Annotated in this window: 13 protein-coding genes; 11 read left to right on the top strand and 2 right to left on the bottom strand. The window is 45.4% G+C overall.

Annotation, left to right across the window (positions count from 1 at the left end; translation table 11 throughout):
• Positions 1–53 precede the first annotated feature (53 nt).
• The 3 genes from MKY85_RS14465 to MKY85_RS14475 all read left to right on the top strand — a co-directional run bounded on the left by MKY85_RS14465 (position 54) and on the right by MKY85_RS14475 (position 2757).
• Positions 54–488 carry a ribonuclease domain-containing protein gene (locus tag MKY85_RS14465; RefSeq protein WP_342573125.1) on the top strand — a complete coding sequence of 145 codons (435 nt, stop codon included), beginning with the start codon at positions 54–56 and terminating at the stop codon, positions 486–488.
• Between the two features lie 14 nt (positions 489–502).
• Positions 503–778, top strand: coding sequence for a barstar family protein (locus MKY85_RS14470; protein WP_339242661.1), 276 nt, complete (start codon positions 503–505; stop codon positions 776–778).
• A gap of 284 nt (positions 779–1062) precedes the next feature.
• Positions 1063–2757, top strand: a complete 1695-nt coding sequence (locus MKY85_RS14475) for an ABC transporter substrate-binding protein (protein WP_342573128.1) — start codon at positions 1063–1065, stop codon at positions 2755–2757.
• A 124-nt stretch (positions 2758–2881) separates the two neighbouring features.
• Here the strand turns inward: MKY85_RS14475 and MKY85_RS14480 are convergent, their stop codons facing one another.
• Positions 2882–3751, bottom strand: a complete 870-nt coding sequence (locus tag MKY85_RS14480; protein ID WP_339261161.1) for an AraC family transcriptional regulator — start codon at positions 3749–3751, stop codon at positions 2882–2884.
• 163 nt (positions 3752–3914) lie between these two features.
• Between MKY85_RS14480 and MKY85_RS14485 the strand changes: the two genes are divergently transcribed.
• From MKY85_RS14485 to MKY85_RS14505, 5 genes are all read left to right on the top strand, one after another.
• Complete coding sequence (locus MKY85_RS14485) at positions 3915–5420, top strand: glycoside hydrolase family 43 protein (RefSeq protein ID WP_342573129.1); 1506 nt, start codon at positions 3915–3917, stop codon at positions 5418–5420.
• A gap of 7 nt (positions 5421–5427) precedes the next feature.
• Positions 5428–6978 carry a glycoside hydrolase 43 family protein gene (locus tag MKY85_RS14490; RefSeq protein WP_342573131.1) on the top strand — a complete coding sequence of 517 codons (1551 nt, stop codon included), beginning with the start codon at positions 5428–5430 and terminating at the stop codon, positions 6976–6978.
• A 126-nt stretch (positions 6979–7104) separates the two neighbouring features.
• Complete coding sequence (locus MKY85_RS14495; protein ID WP_342573133.1) at positions 7105–8784, top strand: extracellular solute-binding protein; 1680 nt, start codon at positions 7105–7107, stop codon at positions 8782–8784.
• Between the two features lie 48 nt (positions 8785–8832).
• Positions 8833–10599 (top strand): histidine kinase, encoded by a 1767-nt coding sequence (locus MKY85_RS14500; RefSeq protein ID WP_339261421.1) that lies wholly within the window; start codon positions 8833–8835, stop codon positions 10597–10599.
• On the top strand, positions 10584–12209 hold the full coding sequence (locus tag MKY85_RS14505) for a response regulator (protein WP_339242673.1): 1626 nt from the start codon (positions 10584–10586) through the stop codon (positions 12207–12209). Before MKY85_RS14500 ends, MKY85_RS14505 begins: the two co-directional genes overlap by 16 nt.
• A gap of 110 nt (positions 12210–12319) precedes the next feature.
• On the opposite strand, the gene MKY85_RS14510 is transcribed toward MKY85_RS14505, so the two are convergent.
• A complete protein-coding gene (locus MKY85_RS14510) occupies positions 12320–13087 on the bottom strand; it encodes a helix-turn-helix domain-containing protein (RefSeq protein WP_339242674.1) in 768 nt (255 codons plus the stop codon).
• 275 nt (positions 13088–13362) lie between these two features.
• Between MKY85_RS14510 and MKY85_RS14515 the strand changes: the two genes are divergently transcribed.
• The 3 genes from MKY85_RS14515 (at position 13363) to MKY85_RS14525 (ending at position 18696) form a co-directional block, all read left to right on the top strand.
• Complete coding sequence (locus MKY85_RS14515) at positions 13363–14718, top strand: extracellular solute-binding protein (protein WP_339242676.1); 1356 nt, start codon at positions 13363–13365, stop codon at positions 14716–14718.
• 104 nt (positions 14719–14822) lie between these two features.
• Positions 14823–17720 carry an extracellular solute-binding protein gene (locus MKY85_RS14520; RefSeq protein WP_342573137.1) on the top strand — a complete coding sequence of 966 codons (2898 nt, stop codon included), beginning with the start codon at positions 14823–14825 and terminating at the stop codon, positions 17718–17720.
• 19 nt (positions 17721–17739) lie between these two features.
• Positions 17740–18696 carry a sugar ABC transporter permease gene (locus MKY85_RS14525; RefSeq protein ID WP_339242679.1) on the top strand — a complete coding sequence of 319 codons (957 nt, stop codon included), beginning with the start codon at positions 17740–17742 and terminating at the stop codon, positions 18694–18696.

Below are 18696 nucleotides of genomic sequence, written 5' to 3' on the forward strand. Positions count from 1 at the left end.
TAGGCTTATAAACGGTAGACAGCAGAGTAAGAACATCTAAAGGAGAAAAGATTATGTTTTTCAGAAAATTCGCGTACACATTAGTAATCATCCTCGCCGCATTATTGTTCTCCGGTTGTACATCAGAGTCTTTACTGGACGTCGGATCAAATCAAGTTTCGGAGGATATGGGATTCGATGAGGTTGCCAATTATATCTCAAAGTATAAAGAGCTCCCACCCAGCTATATCACCAAGAAAGAGGCCAGGGATCTGGGATGGGAAGCCAGTGAAGGAAATTTACATGAAGTGGCTCCAGGTAAAAGCATCGGCGGTGACGTGTTCGGGAACCGAGAAGGACTACTCCCTAACAAAAAAGGCCGGATATGGTATGAAGCCGATATCAATTACACAGGAGGACGGCGCGGAAGCGACCGAATTCTATACTCGAATGACGGTTTGATCTATAAGACGACAGATCATTACAAGTCATTTGAACAGTTAAAATAAACGGAGGTCATGATATGAGCAATATTCAGATTGACGGATACCACATTCACAGCAAGGAAGAATTGCATCAAGTACTTCGGAATCAGCTTGAGTTAGACGAGAACTACGGAGGCAATCTGGACGCGCTGTGGGATGTCTTAACCGGGGCTGTAAGCATGCCGCTTACCGTTCAATGGCTTGGCTTCGAGAAGAGCAAAGAAATTCTTGGAGATTACGCAGATCAAGTCATCGAATTGTTGCGGGAAGTTGAAGCGGAGATCCAAGGATTTACGTTGGAATTATATTATTGAAAATATGTTTGGTGTGATGAGGCGATGGGCAACCATCGCTTTTTTGGTCTTCAGATTCTCATCAGATTCTACTCAGACCCATGTCTAGATCATGCTATTTTCATGGCTTAATAATCAAGGTTGGGGTTAGTAGACTTCCTTATACTTTAAGCATGGAATAGGTTAGGCGGGAGTGTAATTGTACACTAGCGGTTGAATATGTAAGCGTATACCACTCCATAGCGAACCATCTTAATGTCTGGATTAATTATTACAACTAACACCATTTAGGGGGCAGAAAAATAATGAGAGCCGTTTCAAAAATGCTAGGAGCATGTCTCGTAACGAGTGTTGTGCTGGTTTCCGCAGGTTGCGGAAACGCTGCAGAGAATTCCGAATCGAATACCAGTGACCCCAACAGTCCGATTACGTTTACCTTCTTTGGAGCAGATGCAAGTCCTAACTGGAACAATATGCAGGATGCTGTAGGGAAGAAAATTACGGAAGAAACGGGTGTAACCCTTAATGCAGAATTCGATATCTCAAGCGGAGGAGGAAACGACCGGATATCCCTTATGGCCGCCAGCGGTGATTACCCGGATTTAATATTCCCTAAAGGTAACCTGAGCAGACTCGTTGATGCTGGTGCAATGATTGATCTGACGGATCTGATCGAAGAACATGCACCCAATTTGAAAAAAATCTATGGTGAGCAGTTTAATCGCTTGAAATATAGCAATGAAGACCCATCCATATATTGGATTCCAACGAATGGTGCAATTGATCAAGAAAGCTTCGATGCCACGAATGGTGCTGCTATTCAGCACCGAGTAGTCAAAGAGCTTGGATACCCCGAGATCAAAACCTTGGAGGATTATGAAAATGTCCTGCGTGAGTATTATAAAAATAATCCAACTACCGATGATGGCCAACCGACAATCCCGCTGACACTCAGTGCAGATGGATGGCGGCGAATGATCACCGTTACCGATCCGGCTGTGATGGCAACTGGAGGACCTGGGGATGGTGAATATTTCATTAACCCAGACACATATGAAGCTGTTCTTCATTATAAGCGTCCTGAGGAGAAGGAATATTTCCGTTGGTTGAACAAAATGTATAATGAAGGTCTAGTGGATAAAGACAGTTTTGTACAAAAGGATGATCAGTATAAGTCCAAAATCGCCAGTGGACGTGTTCTATCGGTGCTTGATCCGCTTTGGGGATTCAGCGATGCGGAAAATGCCCTTAAAAGTGCTGGCAAGGACGACATGACTTACGGATTCTATCCGGTAACGCTGAATGACAGCTTTCAACGCAAAGATTTTCAGAATATGGGCTTTGATGGATATGGTATCGGCATAACCGTTAATGCTGAAGACCCTGTCCGGGCCATCAAATTCCTGGATTGGCTTTCTTCTGAGGAAGGTCAAGTGTTGAGGAACTGGGGGATTGAAGGTGAACATTACGTTGTGGAAGACAGAGTTCGCAAAATACCAGCAGATATTCAGGAGCGTAAAAACAAGGACAATAGCACATTCAGCAAAGAAACCGGTATAAACTTATACACTATTTTTGGTGCTCATTATGGAGACGGTGTCAAAGATTCAACGGACAACTATTATACAACCAACTATCCTGAGCAGATCCAGGAAGGTTACTCTGATATTGAAAAAGAAACGCTGAAAGGTTACGGCATTACAAATTGGAAGGAGCTCTTCCCTAACGGAGATGAGTTCCCGGTGAGAGAATGGGGTGCTGCTTATAATATGCCGATTCCTACGGATAGCGGAGATTATAACGTGGTGTATCAGAAGACACAAGATATTATCCAGAAACGGATTGCGGAAGCAATTACATCCTCTCCGAGTGCCTTTGAAGGCATATATGACAATATGATTTCAGAACTTGATAAAGCAGGTGCAGTTGGGATGGAACAGCAGTACTCAGAGTGGATTAAAGATCGTGTTAGATTGTGGACGGGAAAAGAGGTCAATTAACTATCGGATATGATCACAATAATGGTTGGTTTACAGATCCGAAGATAAATACGTCAAGAACTAGAAAGCATCGAGCCGTTCTGCATGGCTCGATGTTTTCAGTTTACATTGAATGAACTTGTCATTATTTTAGTAAGACTTCCGTTGCATCACGTCTTTGTTTGATATATTTACCGGGGGAGATGCCGACCATTTTGGAAAAACTGCGAATGAAATTGGCATAGTCACTAAAGCCTGATTGAAAGCACGCATCCGTAATACTCATTCCATCAGACAGATGGAATTTGGCCCGTTCTATACGACGACCCAAAATATAGGAGCGGATTGTTAGTCCGGTATGCTTTTTGAATTGTCTGCTGATGTATGTGCTGTTCATATAGAATGCATCGGCAAGTTTGCGAAGTGTAATATCTTGATTTAGATGAATTTCAATATAATCCATCGTTTCACGAACCAGCTCGGGCATGATGTCATTGGGAACAAATGAGTTGTTGTGAAACCAAACGTTAACCAAAACCAACAATTGGGCTACCGCTGCATTAATCTTGATGTCCGTGCCATAAGCATCCGAAGCAAGCAGTTCCTCCAGTTCGTTAGTCCATTGCATCATCATTTTCAAGCTTTGATCGTCCAAATGTACGATATTGCCCTTTCCTTTGGGGCGATGATCAAAACATGACAACAGATTAGTTGATGGTGTAGACAGCTGATAAAGGTATGTTTTTTTGAGATTGATTGTAATGCGTTCATACTCGGATTCATCCAGAATAAAGGCTCGGTGCATCTCCTCGGGTGACATCACAAGCAAATCCCCCGGTTGCACATGATAGCATCGATTTTCTACATAAAAGTGGACATTGCCACGTAGGAACAGGTAAATCTCATATGCATTATGGCGATGATAGATCGTTTCCAGCTTATACGTTGTTACGCGGTGCAGATATAAGAGTTCAGGCTGGATGGGATCGTAAAAACACTCAGAGGATCCACTCATGAAGTACCTCCCGTCATTTCACGCAATAAATAGAGCGGTTAACGCAATGAAATTGTACTCAGCTTACCTTAAAATGTAATCATCCTATCATGATACCTTTTGTATTGCAAACGCTTTCTTATAAAAGACGTAACGAATAACGATTATTAGGGGGATTAATTCGATGAATCAACATACTACACCACATTCAGGTGAGCAAAAGCAAGACCAGGCAGCCAATCTAGGGGAGATTGGAAAGCTTCGTCCAAACGGGAACCCTTTGGTGGCCCACAAATTCGGAGCCGATCCCTATGCTCTGGTATTTAACAATAGAGTCTACTTATATATGACAAGTGATAAGCTTGAATATGATAAGGATGGTCTTCCTCAGAAAAACAGCTATAGTTCAATCAACCGGATTACGGTCATTTCCTCAGATGACTTAATCAACTGGACTGATCATGGGGAGATCAGAGTTGCCGGACCTCAAGGTGCAGCAACATGGGCTTCGCAATCATGGGCCCCGGCAGCTGCTCATCAAATCTTGGATGGCGAGGATTGCTTCTTTCTATATTTCGCTAACAACGCCAGTGGAATCGGGGTATTGTCTGCACCAACACCTGTAGGTCCATGGGTAGACCCCATCGGAAAAGCACTTGTTACAAGAGAGACTCCGGGAGTGGAAGACGTAACCTGGCTGTTCGATCCAGCTGTAATTGTAGATGATGATCATCAGGCTTACCTTTACTTTGGTGGGGGTATTCCGGAAGGGAAAGCAGGAAGACCTGATACGGCAAGAGTTATGCGGTTGGGAGACGATATGATCAGTGTTGTTGGTACAGCTAAGGTTATTCAGGCGCCTTATATGTTTGAAAGCTCAGGGATACATAAATATAATAATAATTACTACTATACGTATTGTTCCAATTTTGACAAGGGAGATCGGCCAGAGGGCAGCCCGCCACCTGGTGAGATTGCATATATGACCAGCGTTCAACCAATGGGTCCATGGACATATCAGGGCACGCTGCTTCAGAATCCCGGACACTTCTTTGATATTGGCGGCAACAACCACCAGGCTATATTTCAACTGGCAGATCAGTGGTACATTGCCTATCATGCCCAGACATTATGCCAAGCCATGAATATCCCCGAAGGTTACCGTTCAACACATCTGAATCGAGTCGAGCATGATGCGGCTACGGGGAAGATTAAGAAAGTACATGCAGATTATCAGGGCGTGGATCAAATCAAGTACTTCAATCCCTATGCGCGGGTAACGGGTTCCACGATTGGATGGAGTAGCAGAGTATCCACTGAGCAATATCCGGTCTCGGGTGAGATGTCTCTGTCAGATTCGAATATCATTGCCGCCAAGCTGCAAAATGAAAGCTGGATAGCTATATCCAAGGCTGATTTTGAAAGTGGAGGACCTTCTACCTTCTCAGCCATGATTTCGAATCAAGGAACCGAAGGTACGTTGGAGCTCCGTATGGATCGCACGGACGGACCTTTAATTGGAGAACTGATTGTTCAGCCCGCCACCGAATCGCTTCAATGGATGGAAGTAACAACCAAAGTTACGGGTGCGCAAGGTGTGCAAGACTTGTACATTATCTTTAGAAGTACAACAGACAGCTCAACTATCCTTTTGAGAGAATGGCAGTTTAATAGAAAAAATGAGGTGTAATTAAAGCATGTATCCAAATCCGATTATTTGGGCCGATTACCCAGATCCTGACGTGATTCGTGTAGAGGACACATATTACATGGTTAGTACAACCATGCATATGATGCCGGGATGTGTCATTCTGCGTTCATATGATCTGATCCATTGGGAAGTAGCTACCTATGTGTACGACACACTGGACGATACACCCGCGCAACGGCTGGAAAATGGTCAGCAAATATATAGTAAAGGCATGTGGGCCGCATCCCTTCGTTATCATAAAGGCATGTTCTATGTCATTTTTGTCGCAAATGATACCCGTAAAACGTACTTGTACACGTCGACCTCCATCGCAGGTGAGTGGAAGAAGCAAGTAGTGGAGGGATTTTACCATGATTGCTCTTTATTTTTCGACGATGATGAACGAGTGTATCTTGTGTACGGGAATACCGAGATCTATCTGACTGAATTAAGCTCTGATCTGACCGGTCCCAAACCGGGTGGAGTGCATCGCTTGATTGTAAAAGAAGAGCAGCCTTATCACCTTGGTTATGAAGGAGCACATTTCTACAAGATCAATGGCAAATATATTGTGTTCCTAATTCATATTACGAAAGCTTCCGGCCGGAGAACACAGGCTTGTTACGTGGCTGAATCTCTGGAAGATGTCTTCACTGGTGGAGAAGTATTTAATGACGATATGGATTATTTTAATTCTGGTGTTGCTCAGGGTGGCATCGTGGATACGCCGAATGGGGACTGGTACGCAATGCTGTTTCAGGATCATGGGGCCGTAGGGCGAATTCCTGTTTTGGTTCCACTCCATTTCGATCAAGGTATTCCGATATTTGCGAGCAAAGCTCCAAAGCAGATTGATATTCCGAGCACCAGACCAGAGCACCGTTATAATCCGTTAATAGGTAGCGACAATTTCAATTATGAAGCCGAAGAAGATGGCAGAATACGCCTCCATGACTTTTGGCAATGGAATCATACCCCTAATCAAGAACTCTGGTCTGTCACAGAGAAACCCGGGGTTTATCGTGTTCGGACGGGACAGATCAGCCCGAATCTGACATTCGCCGTCAACACACTAACCCAGCGTTCAATGGGGCCCGCTTGCGAAGCAATCGTTACGCTTGATGGCAGCCGTCTGAATAATGGCGACTATGCCGGGCTGTGCTTTCTGATTGGTTCATACGGAATGATCGCTCTTACGAAGCAGGATAACCAGTTTTACTTGGTCATGCATGCTAGAGATGGTGAGGACTCGACCATATTTGGTAATCTGATTGACCAGGAGCCAGCTACGGAGCATGAACGTATCCCTGTGTCAGGTCCAGTAGTTAAACTAAAAGCATCCGGAAATTTTGAGAACAATCTGGATGAGTGTTCTTTTGCCTACTTCGATGGGATGGAATGGAGAGATATCGGGATTGTCCATAAGATGATATATAAACTGGATCATTTTATGGGTTGCCGAACGGGGTTGTTTGTATATTCAACCCAAATGGTTGGAGGAACAGCTGACTTTTCGAATTTCGAATATTGTGTGATTAATCCGGAAGAGAAACAATGAACATATGTAAAAGCCGCCCAACGGCGGCTTTTCGTATTCAATAATTACAAGTTGTTGTACAATGATAAGGATTCAAAGTTGACAGAGAGAAAAGAGTTGTTCAAACCGAACTGGGGGCATGTCGTCATGTATAAGAGATGTCTGGACATAACAAAATGGACCTTTATTCTGTTCCTTGCTGTGTCGATACCAGCAGGTCATACCGATGGAAATTCCAAACAACATCATTCGCAGCCAGATGGGCAGCAGATCCAACTTCCCGCGTTGTATGAGAAATATTCTCCTCCCATAGTAGTCTCTTTTGTCAGGGAAACCGGAGATGACCTTGAGCGTATGATTAGCCAGTTGCCTGGGGAGACGATGCTGGATAATCGCTGGACTCGTTTGTATGAGAAGGAGCTAGGAATTCAGATTCACTACGACTGGATTGCTAATGGAGATGTGTACAATCAGAAATTGGGTGTATCCCTTGCTGCAGGACGTTTCCCTGATGTGGTCAAAGTAAATCCATATCAACTTAGACAACTGAGCAACGCTGGATTGATTGAAGATTTAACCCGTGTGTACCAAGAGCATGCTTCACCACTTACGAAGAGTATATTAGAGGCAGAGGGAACAGGAGCATTTGATGCGGCAACCATTGACGGCAAATTGATGGCTATTCCCGAATCTTCTTCCTCTATTGAGACTGCACAATATCTGTGGATTAGAACCGATTGGTTGGAGAATCTGGGGCTGCGGCCACCTGAAACGATGGAAGACCTTCTTCAGATTTCGAAAGCGTTTACAGAAGGAGATCCAGACGGAAACGGAGAGCAGGATACGTACGGACTTGCGCTAACGAACCATCTATGGGATCCAGTTATGGGAGCTGCAGGACTGATGTCAGGCTACGGTGCCTATCCTACGATATGGGTTAAAGATGCGGAAGGAAAACTCACTTATGGAGGTATCCAGCCTGAAGTCCGAGAGGCTCTGAAGGCATTGCAAACGATGTATCGTGAAGGCCAGCTTGATCCGGATTTTGGCTATAAGAGTGGGAGCAAGGCGTCTAGAATGGTTCAGGATGGAAAGATAGGGATGCTCTACGGGGAACAGTGGACATCCTTTATGCTTCAGACCACCCGTGAAACGGATAACGATGTAGAATGGCAGGCATATCCCATTGTTGCAAAGTCTGACCAGAGTCTGTTTGTTCCGCTACGTTCCAACACTGGTCAATACTTTGCTGTAAAAAAAGGCTTCTCTAATCCAGAGGTCGTGGTTAAGCTCATGAATCTGCATCTGGACATCAACTGGGGGGATCAGGCACAGTATGAAACATACTACAATGATGACTCCAAAGCGGTGTGGATGCTTTCACCGGTGACTCCTTTTCCCGGTAATAAAAATATAGATGCTTACAAACAAATTCGGGATGCCAGAATTACAGGGGACTACTCTGCTCTGCAGAATGAAGCTCTCGCCATTCACAAACGAATTGTAGCCTATGATGTGAACCATGTAGAGAGCGGCTGGGGCTGGAAACAAACCTATGGGCCTTCGGGTGCTTTTAGCATTGCAGATTCTTATGAACAAAACGGTCAACTTCTCTATGACCAGTTCACTGGCGGCATTACGGATACCATGGTTGATCGACAAATCATTCTTCGAGATCTTCAGCTTGAAGCCTATATGAACATTATTCTAGGCAGGTCGATCGATGAGTTCGATCAATTCGTAGAGAACTGGCGCAAGCTGGGGGGAGATCAGATCACATCGGAAGTTAACGCGTGGTTTCGCACCAGCAAGCCAAAGGAATACTAATGTTCACTTTATTCATACAAGGAACCAACTCAGCCTTTGGCATTGGAGGTGAACGTATTGATCAAGATCCCTGCTAGATCATGGCTTAATAGTATATTTGCGCGATTAATAATTACCTATCTGGTATTCGTGCTTCCACTTATTCTTCTTGGAGTGTATCTGTATCATTGGAGTTATGACAATGCAAGCCAGGAAATATCGTTGTCAACGGAGAGACGGTTGAACCAATATGTCGTGGAATTGAACAGAGAGATGGAATGGATGGAATTACAGCAGTTTGATATCGTTGAGGATCGAAAATTGAATCGTCTGGCGATTCTCTGGGATATGATGGATCAGGTTGAGCGGCGTGATACATTAAATTACCTGACCGAACGACTTGCTTCATTTAAGAACAGCACTGCTTATATCAAAAACGTTCATGTACATATCCCTTCTGTCGGCAAAAGTATATCCGCGATCCAAGGCATCGACGATTTCAATAAAAGTTCTTACCTATACTTCGGTTCAAGCATGCAAGGAAAAGGGACACGTTTCACGGTGAAAGAGGACACCCTGAACCTCAGTGCCGTCAGGCTGACCGGCACGAGGGGAGAGCCCCCGCTTTTTGTCATTCAAGTGGAGCTGGACACAAATCATTTTCAAAATGAACTCACGCGACTTAATCTGTACCCGGAGAGTTCGACTTTCCTGATTGAGGACAAAACGGGGCATGCCATCACAGATAACCATCAAGCTAGTGTTATTCTCGCGAATTACCGTGAGCACAGTATAAAAGGTACACTGGATGGCTTTCGGATGAAGGTGGGTGACACCATGTATCACGTTAGTCAGTTGCATATGGACACCCTTGGCTTATCCGTAGCTACATATCTACCCGAGGCCATTGTCACCAAACCGCTTAGCAAGTTCTATCATTGGGCTTGGCTGTTTGCAATTACATCATTTGTTGCCATCACGGCGTATCTGTATTCTAGCTACAAGTTGATTCATATTCCGTTACTGTTGTTGGTGAAAAGATTCAAAAAAATGGAGGGAGGCATGCTTGATGTTCCCATCGCGCATAATCGAAAGGACGAATTCGGCTTCCTCTACACCCGTTTCAACCTCATGATTGAAAATCTTCAATCCCTGATCGACCGGGATTTCAAGAAAACACTGATGATGCAGCGGGCCGAGTTGAAACAGCTCCAATCCCAGATTAATCCTCATTTTCTGTACAACAGCTTCTTTATTCTGAATTCACTGGCAAGAACAGGGGAAACTGAGCGTATTGAGCAGTTTACTAACATGCTTGGCGAATATTTCAGGTTCATCACCCGGAATGAAACCGATCATGTGAAGTTGAAAGTGGAAGTGGAGCATTCACGGATCTATACAGAGATTCAACAATTACGATTCTCCAGACGAATCAAAGTTGATTTTGGGTCACTCCCTGCTGAGATGGAACATATTCACGTTCCCAGACTCATTATTCAACCGATTATTGAGAATGCATATGAACACAGCCTTGAAAAGAATACGGCCTCCGGTCTTCTAATTATCGGGTTTACTATGGAAGGTTCATATGCCGAGATTACCGTAGAAGATAATGGAAGCGAGTTGGATGAGCAACATATTGAAGCTCTTCAGCAACGCTTGCATAAGGACGGAGGTACGGATGAAATGACCGCGTTAATAAATATCCATCGACGTCTGGTCCTGACGTATGGAGAAGGAAGTGGCCTTTTCCTATCCAGAAGTAAATTGCAAGGATTAAAAGTCACAATTCGAATCCAGTGGAAAGAAGGAGAGAACGAATGTATCGACTTTTGATTGTAGATGACGAGGAGATTATTACGGATAGTCTCTATGAAACTTTCGCCAGACATATACCCGACCAGCTTGATGTATGTAAGGCATACTCTGCTACAGAAGCATTGTCCTGGATGCAGCGTTCTAGAATTGATATTGTTCTAACAGACATTCGCATGCCGGGCATGAGTGGCTTGGAACTGACAGAGCGAATTCAAGCCAGTTGGCCGAATTGTCGCGTCATTTTTCTGACAGGACATAGCGATTTTGATTATGCCTATCAAGCTTTTCAGATGGCCAATGTACGTTACTTGCTCAAAACGGAAGGTTATGACAAGGTGATGTCTGTTGTCGAAGATGTGATGGAAGAGATCCGGCAAAGTCACAGCATGCTTGAATTGTTGGAACATTCTCATCAAGTCAACTCTCAGCTTGCACGGATTCAACAAAAAGAGTACTTGCGGAAGCTGCTTCAAGATTGTACAGCAGTTATGGCTTCTACTAATGATATGCAGGACGAATTATTCAAAAGAGATATCAGATTACAGATAAACTCGCCAATTTATCTCATACTGGGTCGGTTCAATAATCCGCCAGAAAAAGGTTCGGACCTCACAGAAGTCCAAGAATCTGTTCGCATTATCGGTTCTTCTCTAATGCATGATCGAACAGCGTACGTCAGCGTAACGGACCATTATGGAGATACAATCTGGTTGATTCAGCCCAAGCAGGAAGAAGAGATGTCCAATGATAAACTTGTACGGTTTCTAGAAGGCACACTGGAACTGGTACAGGAAGCTTGCATGGTATCTCTTGGCGTATCCATTGCATTCTCATTAAGCAGTCAAAGCTGCGAATGGTCCGAGTTAACCAAACAATATGAACGTCTGAGATTACTCCAGTGGATGAAAATAGGGGATGGCGTATCCATGGTGCTCACGGATCATCGCAATGACCTCTCATCTGACGTACCCAAAGAATCCATGCGTATCTCAAACCGGATTGAGATTATGTCAGGATATTTGGAAACGGGGCGAATTCAGCCTTTTTACGATATATTTGAGGAACTTGCAGGCGAATTGTTGCAGCAGGAGATTACGATGGAACGTGCAATGGAAACCTACTATAATCTGGCTTTATTATTACATTCGACAATCAATCGGTGGGGTCTTCAACAGAAGATTCCTGATCAACGAAGTTTGCTGCATTTAGGGGAGTATACATGCATGAAGGATGCAGTTCAATTTTTGTATCGTGCTGCCGATGAATTAGTCCGGTACAAGAGGTCCAATGAACAGGAACGCGCTAACGTTGTCATTCATTCTTTATGCAGTTACATCAAGGATAACCTTGAGAAAGATCTTTCTTTAGTAAGATTGGCTGAACTTCATCATTTCAATCCATCCTATCTATCCCGATTCTTTAAGCAGGAAATGGGAATTAACCTGTCCGAGTTCATTGACGACTGCCGAATAAGAAGAGCCAAAGAATTGCTTCAGAACCCGAATTTTATGGTACGTGAGGTCGCACTCCAAGTGGGATACGAGGCAGCACATTCGTTTACCCGACTTTTTAAGAAAATAACGGGAATGACCCCCCAAGAATACCGGGAATCCCTTTTGGTACGTTAATTGTGAATTCTCAGGAATTGGCTAGCTCAAATAACCACAAAAAACGCAGGGAGAACACCTCCTGCGTTTTTCTGTAGTTATTTAACAAACATAGCACATCGGCATCCACCCTAGGCCGTGTGGATTTTTTGTCGTCTATAAGCATTAGGACTCGATCCGGCGTACGCTTTGAATTTTTTATAGAACCAATCAATATCCTTATAACCTACCTCAATCGCTATCTCATATATTCGCAGATTCGTGGAAGACAGCAGTTGCTGGGCCTTTTCCATACGTTGCTGGAGCATATAATCATTGAAAGACATCTTCTCTTCCAGTTTGAACTTCTGCCCAAGGTAGGCACAGTTAAAATGAAGCATATCAGAGATCTTCTTCAGCGTGATTTCATCACTCAGATGATCCCGTACATAGGCTTTGACGATACGAATCACATGACTGGAGTGCATGGGTTTACCATTCATTTGAACAGGCGTTTTGAAGAACGACGACGTTTTGTGTGCCGGATCGGTTTCAAGGTGGGATCGAAGTCCGTGCAGACTGTTAAGTAAAGAAGAGGGACTAACAGGATACGGTAGATAATCATTCACCTGATACGTAAGGGCTTTGCGTACGAACCTGAAGTGATCTCTTCCACCCATCAGGAGGATGGGGATCTGACTTTTCTTTCGAATCTCGTTGCATAACCAGAGCCCCGCGGTATCGAACCTCTCTGTATGTACCATAACAAGGGAAAAGTCTCGTTCTGACAATGCGGTCAAAGCTTCGGACGATGAGAACACACAATTTGCGATAGTATATTGAGCTTTGCTCCGTAGCAACATCTGTTGCAACTCTCCGCACAAACGACGGCTGAAATCCACAAGTAAAATATCATACATGAAGCAATACCTCACCTTCTGCTGAATTGTAATCCGCCAGATTAAACTCAATGATGACTTAATTTCATTATGGTAATAAAAGAAAGCGCATACAATGTGCATATTTTTGTAGAGAGTGCATTTCTTTACCAATTGGAACCCAGAATGCAATTTGTACGCACAAAATCACGGAAATCTATATTCAGCCGGGGTAAACACCTGTATTTTGGCAGGTTGTTTGCGCTTTCATTTGGGCGATACACTGTGAGAGCAAAAGACAATCAGGGGGGAAGACGATGAGAAAAAACAAGTTCATGCTACTGAGCCTGGTTTTCGCGGTTTTGTTGGTGATTGCTGCATGCAGTTCTGCACCTACCGCTCAACCCGAGCCGGAAAAGACAACACCACAGGAGGAACAAACACCCGTAGAAACCGAGCCAAAGAATGAAAACTCTACGCCAGAAATGGACTTTGACATGGGCGGCAGAACGATCAAAGTTGTTGCTTGGTGGGACATGGAAATACAGGGGAACAACCCGGACAACATTCAACGCCTTGAGAATCTCGAAGCGCTGAAGAAAAAACACAACTTTAATATTGAATACGTTTCCATTGATTTCGGCGAATATCAGGAGAAGGTAGTTGCTTCGCTGATGGCAGGGGAACCACTTGGTGATTTGGTGAGATTGGGCAAAAACTATGCCATTCCCGCATTGACCAAACAGGATCTCTTGTGGCCAGTGGATGATTATATTAAAAACGACAAAGTATTTAACCAGAAAACAACGAAGGAATATATGCAATATGAAGGCAAAGGTTACGGCTTTACCGAGGACCAGTCTTCTTTTATCAACGGAATTTTCTATAATCGCACCCTCATGCAGGAGCTTGGCTTGAAGCCATTGCAGGAATATGTAGATGCTGATGAATGGAACTGGGATACATTCCTCAGCGTTGCCAAACAAGCGAACAAGGATCGCAACAACGATGGCAAGCTGGACACTTGGGGACTCGCTCAGACGGGATTGCTTGAACCGATTCTGTATTCGAACGAGGCTTCCCTGACCCTAGAGGATAAGCAGAACCTGGAAGATCCCAAAACGAAGGAAGCGCTGAATTTCCTGTCCAAACTGGCTACGGAAAAGGTCGGCAGAGCTTCTGAAGGCGGCGACTGGACTGAGCCGTCCACGTTCTTCCGTCAAGGCAATACGTTGATGTATTCAGGTGCCATGTACGAGGTTGAAGGCATTATGACAGACATGAAGGATTACGATATCGGTTTTGTACCATTCCCTAAAGGTCCAAGTGCATCAGCGTATCACTCTGGAGAGTCCCGTTACCAGGCTATAACGATTCCTAAAGCAGTAGAGAATCCGGAACAACTGATGTACATCTGGGAGAAAATTAATGAGATCGATTCGATCTATGAGTATCCGGGCCAATCCACACTGGAGACACATCTGACCGATGAAGCAGATATCAACAACGCCAGAGAGGTTGCAGAAGGCATGCTGGTTCTCGACCATAACACATTCCCGTCCTTGCCTTTCTGGGACTTTGATGGAGAGCTCAAAGAAGGAGTATCTGTATCTACGCTGATTGAGAAATACAAGGCACCTTTCCAGGCTGCGATTGATGAGGTATACAAATAAGCATCATGACACACGGGCAGAACGCACCAGTGATGGTGCGGTCTGTCCGGGTTAGTCAATCGTTCAGTTCTCGCAACCTTAGAGGAAAGGGGATACATTCGAACATGCGGTCACGTAAGAAAAAGGGACTAATCTTGGTGCTTGTCCTTGCCCTGGTACTCTCCATATGGACGCTATATCCATCGCGGGATCGTTATCCGGGGACGGTACATGCGCTTGAGGACTTTGACGCAGTATCGGCAACCGAGGATTCATTCAGTTATGACCATTATCTGACTACTCATGACAATGCGGCTAAACCCGAGAAAACAATACGCATTGAAGGCGAATCTTATGTTCAGGCAACTGACGGAGAATTCGAGGTCGTGCAAGGTTATGCCGGACTGGATGGGAGCGCTGTAATTACGCCGGAAACTGGAACCATTCGTTGGGATGTTCCCGTTCAAATGAGCGGTTTGTACAATATTCGCATTCACTATTACCCTGTAGAGGGTAAAAGCTCGGGTATTGAACGCAGACTCGAGGTGAATGGGGAGGTTCCTTTTAGAGGGGCCGATGTTCTCTTGTTTGACAGGGTGTGGGGGAATCGCGAGGATAACGTTCGTCGTGACGATCGGGATAACGATCTCAGGCCAAGACAAGTGGAACAGCCCGAGTGGCAGTTGACTTCCTTCAAGGATAGCGGAGGCTATTTCGAGGAGCCCTTTCAGTTTTATTTTGAAAAAGGAAACCCGCAGTTATCGCTCACTTCATTAAGAGAAAGTATGGCGATTGATTATATTGAGCTGTATCAGGAAGGGGAGATCCCGACCTATGCAGAGCTTGAGGCAACTTATGCCTCACAGGGGCTGAAACCAGCGGCTCCAGTCATGCTGAAAGTACAAGGGGAACAAGCAGTCAGCAAGTCTTCACCTACACTGGCACCCATCTCGGATCGTTCGAGCCCATCGCTAGAACCTTATGATGTGTCCAAAATTCGCATGAATGCGATCGGGGGCATCAACTGGAAGCTGCCGGGTGAATGGATCGAATGGGAAATCGACGTGCCTGAAGACGGATTGTATCAAATCGCGTTAAAGGTAAAACAGGATCAATTGCGCGGTATTTACGCAACCCGCAGTCTGACGATCAACGGGGAAGTTCCGTTTAAAGAAATGAAACGCATTCGTTTCAACTACAGCCCATCCTGGCAAACTCAGGTGCTGGGGGCGGCAGAAAATCAGCCTTACCAGTTTCATCTGGATAAAGGGAAACACCGGATTCGAATGACGGTAACGCTAGGCGACATCGCTCCTCTGCTTCGTACCGTGGAATCCAGCGTGCTGGAATTGAATGAGATGTATCGCAAAATCCTGATGATCACCTCCAACAGCCCCGATCCGCTTCGGGATTATCAGTTGGAACAACGCATCCCGGAGATGACGGAAGTCTTTGAACGACAGGCAGACACGCTCCGTTCTGTAGCGGATTATCTGGAAAAGGCAACGGGTGAGCAAAGTGATAAAGTTGCCGTGCTTCACGCCATGGTCATGCAGCTTGAAGATATGGCGGCCAAGCCGGAGACCGTTCCTAAACGACTGGATACGTTCAAAATTAACGTAGGTGGCCTGGGTACCTGGATATTGTCAGTACGTGAACAGCCGATCACTCTGGATTACCTCGTCGTGTCTCCGCCGGGTGAAGTCTTGCCAGATGCGGAAGCGACGGCCATTCAGCAGGTGAAACATGAGCTGGGTGCATACGTGGCTTCGTATACCGAAGATTACGACAGCATCGGTAACGTGGAGCAAAAAAAGGATTCCATTACTGTATGGATCACGACTGGACGGGATCAGGCTCAGGTATTGAAAGGCATGATCGATGATTCGTTTACTCCGGATACGGATGTATCCGTGCAGCTGCGTCTCGTGCCGCCCAACATATTGCTTCCCGCAACGCTTGCAGGTGAAGGACCCGACATTGCCATGCAAATGGGTGAAGACATCCCTGTAAACTATGCGATGAGAAGTGCGGCAGCGGATTTGAGCAAATTCCCCGACTTCGAGGAAATTGCGGGTCGGTTCCGTGAAAGCGGGTTGACACCATACCGGTATAACGACGGTGTGTATGCCCTCCCAGAACAGCAACATTTTCCGATGCTCTTTTACCGCAAGGATATCCTGAACGAATTGGGACTGGAACCGCCGAAAACGTGGCAGGACGTGTATAACGCCATTGCTGTGTTGCAAAAGCACAATATGGAGTTTTATCTGCCCATCGAGGATACACTGAACAACGCAAACCTTGTGCCGAACTCAACCTTTGCGATGCTGTTGTACCAGAATGATGGCACCTTCTATACGGAAGATCAGAAGAAGAGTGCCCTTGATTCGGAAATTTCGATGGATGCGTTTAAACGCTGGACACAATTCTATACCAATTATAAATTCCCGCTTAAAGCGGACTTTCCAAACCGCTTCCGTACCGGTGAGATGCCGATTGGAATTGCGGACTATACAACCTATAACATGTTGACAGTTTTGGCTCCGGAAATTCGCAATCTCTGGGACTTTACCATTGTTCCTGGTACGCAGCTTCCGGATGGTTCCATCAGGCATGAGGTGGCCAGCGCGACAAGCGCGGTAATGATGCTTGAGAACGCCAGCAACAAGGAAGCTTCATGGAAGTTCATGAAATGGTGGACTGACGAGCAGACCCAGATTGAATACGGACGAGAAATGGAAGGTCTGATGGGGGCGGCAGCCCGTTACCCAACAGCCAACATTGAAGCTTTGAAACAGCTTCCTTGGCCCGTCAAGGATTATGAAAATCTGGAGAAGCAATGGAAATGGGTACAGGGGATCCCGCAGCTTCCTGGAGGTTATTTCACGGGACGGCATCTGGATAACGCTTTCCGTAAGGTGGTCAATGCGAATGAAAATCCGCGTGAAGCTTTATCGGACTATGTTCTGTACATTGATGATGAAATTGAGTTGAAGCGTAAGGAATTTAATCTGAAATAGAGGAAAGGGAGGGTAACGGTTGCAAGCTAAAACAACCAAGACAGCCGCCGCTCCTGCCGTCCATACCCGCCAGGTCGGCTGGTGGTCCCTTTTGAGAAGGGATCTGTATCTCAGCAGGCATTATTATGTGTTGATGGCACCGTTTATGCTGATTTTTTTCATGTTTACTGTCATCCCGGTCGGCATTTCACTGGGGCTCAGCTTTTTTCACTTCAACATGCTGGAGCTGCCGCGATTTGTCGGGTGGCAAAATTATTCCCGGCTTTTCCTGAATGACGACGTATTCCTGATCGCGCTCAAAAACACACTGCTTTTTGCCGTAATCACGGGTCCGCTCAGTTATATCGCCTGCTTTTTGTTTGCATGGATCATCAACGAGCTATCTCCCAAAATTCGAGCGGTCATGACGCTGGTGTTCTATGCCCCCTCCATATCGGGAAATGTCTTCTTCATCTGGCTGATCATCTTCTCAGGTGACAGCTACGGGTATATGAATGGCTTCCTGATGCGCCTTGGTGTCACACTGGAGCCGATCCAATGGCTTGCAGATGAGAAGTACGTGCTCGCGATTGTCATTATTGTACAGCTGTGGCTCAGCCTCGGAACCAGCTTCCTGGCCTTTATTGCTGGACTTCAGACCATCGATCGTTCTCTGGTTGAAGCAGGCACCGTGGACGGGATCAAGAATCGCTGGCAGGAACTCTGGTACATCACCCTGCCTTCGATGAGACCGCAACTGATGTTTGGTGCGGTGATGCAGATTACGGCTTCATTCGCCGTGGCCGAGATATCGATTGCATTGGCCGGTTTCCCAAGTGTCAACTATGCAGCTCACACCGTCGTCACACATCTGATGGACTTCGGTACAATCCGTTTTGAGATGGGATACGCTTCTGCCATTGCAACCGTGCTGTTTGCGTTGATGCTTGGTACGAACGTTTTGACGCAAAAAATGCTTAGAAAGATAGGTGAATGA

It is taken from the genome of Paenibacillus sp. FSL R5-0749, from assembly GCF_038595085.1.
In the GTDB taxonomy this organism is placed as follows: Bacteria; Bacillota; Bacilli; order Paenibacillales; family Paenibacillaceae; genus Paenibacillus.

Coding starts and splice junctions, on each gene's coding strand:
- MKY85_RS14510 (WP_339242674.1), bottom strand. CDS start 13,087: ATGTATGATATTTTACTTGTGGATTTCAGCCGTCGTTTGTGCGGAGAG.
- MKY85_RS14505 (WP_339242673.1), top strand. CDS start 10,584: ATGTATCGACTTTTGATTGTAGATGACGAGGAGATTATTACGGATAGT.
- MKY85_RS14495 (WP_342573133.1), top strand. CDS start 7,105: ATGTATAAGAGATGTCTGGACATAACAAAATGGACCTTTATTCTGTTC.
- MKY85_RS14515 (WP_339242676.1), top strand. CDS start 13,363: ATGAGAAAAAACAAGTTCATGCTACTGAGCCTGGTTTTCGCGGTTTTG.
- MKY85_RS14520 (WP_342573137.1), top strand. CDS start 14,823: ATGCGGTCACGTAAGAAAAAGGGACTAATCTTGGTGCTTGTCCTTGCC.
- MKY85_RS14470 (WP_339242661.1), top strand. CDS start 503: ATGAGCAATATTCAGATTGACGGATACCACATTCACAGCAAGGAAGAA.
- MKY85_RS14485 (WP_342573129.1), top strand. CDS start 3,915: ATGAATCAACATACTACACCACATTCAGGTGAGCAAAAGCAAGACCAG.
- MKY85_RS14465 (WP_342573125.1), top strand. CDS start 54: ATGTTTTTCAGAAAATTCGCGTACACATTAGTAATCATCCTCGCCGCA.
- MKY85_RS14480 (WP_339261161.1), bottom strand. CDS start 3,751: ATGAGTGGATCCTCTGAGTGTTTTTACGATCCCATCCAGCCTGAACTC.
- MKY85_RS14475 (WP_342573128.1), top strand. CDS start 1,063: ATGAGAGCCGTTTCAAAAATGCTAGGAGCATGTCTCGTAACGAGTGTT.
- MKY85_RS14490 (WP_342573131.1), top strand. CDS start 5,428: ATGTATCCAAATCCGATTATTTGGGCCGATTACCCAGATCCTGACGTG.